At 42.3% G+C, this 3,215-nt stretch carries 4 protein-coding genes; all 4 read right to left on the reverse strand.

Annotated elements, in window-relative coordinates; genetic code table 11:
• Positions 1 to 197: tetrahydrodipicolinate N-succinyltransferase N-terminal domain-containing protein (locus Q0256_RS05915; RefSeq protein WP_297961067.1), on the reverse strand; the 197-nt coding region annotated here is incomplete at its 3' end.
• A gap of 14 nt (positions 198 to 211) precedes the next feature.
• Positions 212 to 1,240, reverse strand: a complete 1,029-nt coding sequence (locus Q0256_RS05920) for a hypothetical protein (RefSeq protein ID WP_297961070.1) — start codon at positions 1,238 to 1,240, stop codon at positions 212 to 214.
• Positions 1,241 to 1,267: 27 nt separating this feature from the next.
• Complete coding sequence (locus tag Q0256_RS05925; protein ID WP_297961073.1) at positions 1,268 to 2,293, reverse strand: hypothetical protein; 1,026 nt, start codon at positions 2,291 to 2,293, stop codon at positions 1,268 to 1,270.
• 57 nt (positions 2,294 to 2,350) lie between these two features.
• Positions 2,351 to 2,509: a hypothetical protein gene (locus Q0256_RS05930; protein WP_297961076.1), complete on the reverse strand. Its 159-nt coding sequence runs from the start codon at positions 2,507 to 2,509 to the stop codon at positions 2,351 to 2,353.
• Between the last annotated feature and the right edge of the window lie 706 nt (positions 2,510 to 3,215).

The raw sequence follows: 3,215 nt of genomic DNA on the forward strand, positions 1-3,215 counted from the left end.
ATTAGCACTGCTGCGCTTACTAGTCCATCTTTAAAATTTACGTGCGCGTAATTTACGCTTAAGCTTTTATGCCCATCTGCGCGCCCCTTGAATACGCGCCCGACCGCCCACATGATCGGATCGCGATAGCCCTTGGCTGCTCGCACGCCCTGTATAAGCTCATTCAATTCCTCTATCGTTTTAAATTCTTTAGACATTCTTACTCCTAGAATTAATTAAAAATATCGTTTATTTTACCGCCTTTTAAGCACTTTTCACGATCGATTTCGATTTGTTTTTTGAGCTCGGCGTCCTTGGCAAACACGCTTTCATCCACCAAAGTACTCGGCAAATTTATCATAATCGCGTCGTGAGAGCCGCTAAAACCGCTTAAATTTTGTCCAAAATCTTTTTTAATGAGCTCGTTTTTGCTACTTATATCTCCGCCATCGCAGTGAAAGTCCGATCCGCCGCCAACACAATCGCATCTTATTTTGGTATTATCATCGTATACACGATTCACCAAATAAACGTTTTCTTTCAAATTTATGCTGCTTATCGGATTAAAAACGAGTACGGCTAGAATTTTATTATTATGCGGATTTGATACCTCCCAGCGCACGGCGCTATATGAACTTAGCATCACTACAAGCGGCTTTTTCGATTTTTCTAGCGCGACGACTACTTTATTATCATTCGCATCACTTTCGTAAATGGCAGCTAGCCATATATCGAAATTTTGACCTTTTAGCTTAGCAGCTACCTCGCTTTGTTTATAAAAATTTGGCTCATCCTTAAAATCCACCAAAAGGCTAGTGGTATGCCAATTGTTGGCGAACCAAACCTCGATCTTGTGGCGCCCTTTACTAAATTTATGTACGACGGCTTTGTTTCTAGCATTTTCGGAGTCGTATATCTGCTCGCCGTCTATCGCAATACGTAAATTCGCCCAACTAAAATCCGCCAAAATCATCTGTTGCACATCCTGCTTGAAGTCGAAATTCCCGACCCAATAGGCGATAAATTTTTCGGAAGGTATTTTGTGGAACTTGTCGTAAGCGAAATTTAAATTTATATTTTCGACCGTTTCCGAGAAAACGACGGTTTTCGGATCGTCTTTATTTAAGTAAAAAGCCAAAAACTTATCCGCCGGAATCTGCTTGCCCGCTGTGATCTCGCTCGCCCATTTTTGTGTGTCGTTAGCGTTTGCACAAGCAAGAAATACGCAAAAAGCCAGTAAAAATACTCTTAAAATTTTCATTTTTTCCTCCAAATTTTAAATTCCATCCTACCTAAACACATCATCCATCGGCGTGCTTTCGCATTTCTTGCGGTCAGCTTCTACCGAGAGTAGGCGAGCTTTGCTTTCGTCTAAAATTTTTGGAGTAATAACAAGCCCCGGCAGATCTAAGGAATTTACGGCGTGCTTGCCGGCAAACGCCCCTAGGCCTCTGCCAAATATCCCGTTTACGCGCCCGTTCATATCATAAATCTCGCTGCCGTCGCAGTGAAAGACATTGCCCGAGATGCACTCGCATTTAAGCCCATCCGCAGCCTCTGTGTATCTGTAGTCCTCGACGTAAAGCGCACCGCTTACGCCACGGACACTACTTATGGGGTTGTAAATTAACACGGCTAGAATTTCATTCTTTTGCGGATTTGAGATCTCCCACTCCACGGCGCGATACGAGCTAAGCAGTAGTACGATGGGCTTAGCGGATTTGGCTAAATTTAGCTTGACGCGATTATTCATCTGCGCGCTTTCGTAGATCGCGCCCAGCCACAGGTCGTAGTCCTTATCCGCAGGGATCTTGGCTACGGCGTCTTTTTGACGATAAAAGGGCTCTACATCTTTAAAATCCACGAAAAGCTCGCTGGAATGCGCGTCATTTAAAAACCACGCTTCGATCTTGTGCTTGCCCTTGCTAAATTTATACGTAAGCGGGCGCTTTTGATTGCTAGATGTCCCACCTAGCACGTCCGTGCCGTCCACGGCGATTACTAGCGTAGACCAGCCGTAATCTCCTAGCACCATCTTTTCGACATCTGCGTCGAAATTAAACTCGCCGACCCAATACGCCATAAGATTTGGAGACGGAATTTCATGAAAGGAATTTCCTTCGTAATTGACGCTGATGCGATCGACGTTTTCAGAGAAAACCACTTTCTTAGGCTCATCTTTATTCAGATAAAACGCCAAAAACTTATCCTGCGGGATCTGCGCGTCCGCGGTAATCTCTTTCGCCCATTTTTGCATATTGCTCTCTTGCGCGAACGCCGCAAATGCAAGCACCAAAATAATCAAAAACCTCATTACCGACCTTTCTTATTTCGTATAAAAGTAAAATCCCTAAACCTAAAAGCCCTAGGCTTAGGGGTTTTGCCGCTTTAGCTTCCACAGCCTATACGAATTAAATTTCAGCTGCTTAAATTTCAGCTGCGCGAGAAATTTCCTTGCCGCGACGCTATGGATAAAATTCCATCCCAAATAAACTCTACAGAGGCTTTCGCAGATAAATTCCACTGCCATGAAACCCGGCGAAATAAAATTTAGACTAGCGCAATGCTGTGGCTACCGCTAAAAAGCTAGGCGCGATAAAATTTCAAGCCTAAAATTCATATTTTAAAGCCCTATCTTGAAATTTCAAAATAGAGTTTTAGCGATAAAATTTCACGTTTTAAAATTCTGCGGCAAAGCTTTATGCTTAAAATTCTGCATTTAAAACTCCAAAGCGAAGTTCTACGGCAAATTTTACCTCATTGAATTGCGCGTTTGGAATTTAACTTCCCCCGTAAAATTTCACACTTAGAATTTTATCTGAACCCTTACGCAACGAAGCTTGGATAAAATTCTAGCTCGAAATTTCAAACTACGAAATTTCGTCTGCCCAAATTTTGCGAGCGCTATAAATTTGCTCAAAATCAAAGCGGAATTTTAAGCTTAAAATTTAGTACAAAAACTCGCGCTACGAAACTCCGCACGAAATTCTATACACAAAAATTTTACTGACGCCGTAAAATTACTTCAAAATTTCGTGGCGAAATTTTAACGCAGAATTTCGAGCTACAAAACTCAGCGTGAAATCCCAAGCCGCGAAACCCGCGTGAAATTTTACCCGCTAAATTTACGGGCAAAATTCTATGACGGATTGCATACCGAAATTTTGCGAGTATTATAAAATTTGCAGCAAAATTAGGCGTGAAATTCCAAACTATGAAATTCCGCGCCAAATTCT

Origin of the sequence: uncultured Campylobacter sp., assembly GCF_937949835.1 — a bacterium.
In the GTDB taxonomy this organism is placed as follows: domain Bacteria; phylum Campylobacterota; class Campylobacteria; order Campylobacterales; family Campylobacteraceae; genus Campylobacter_B.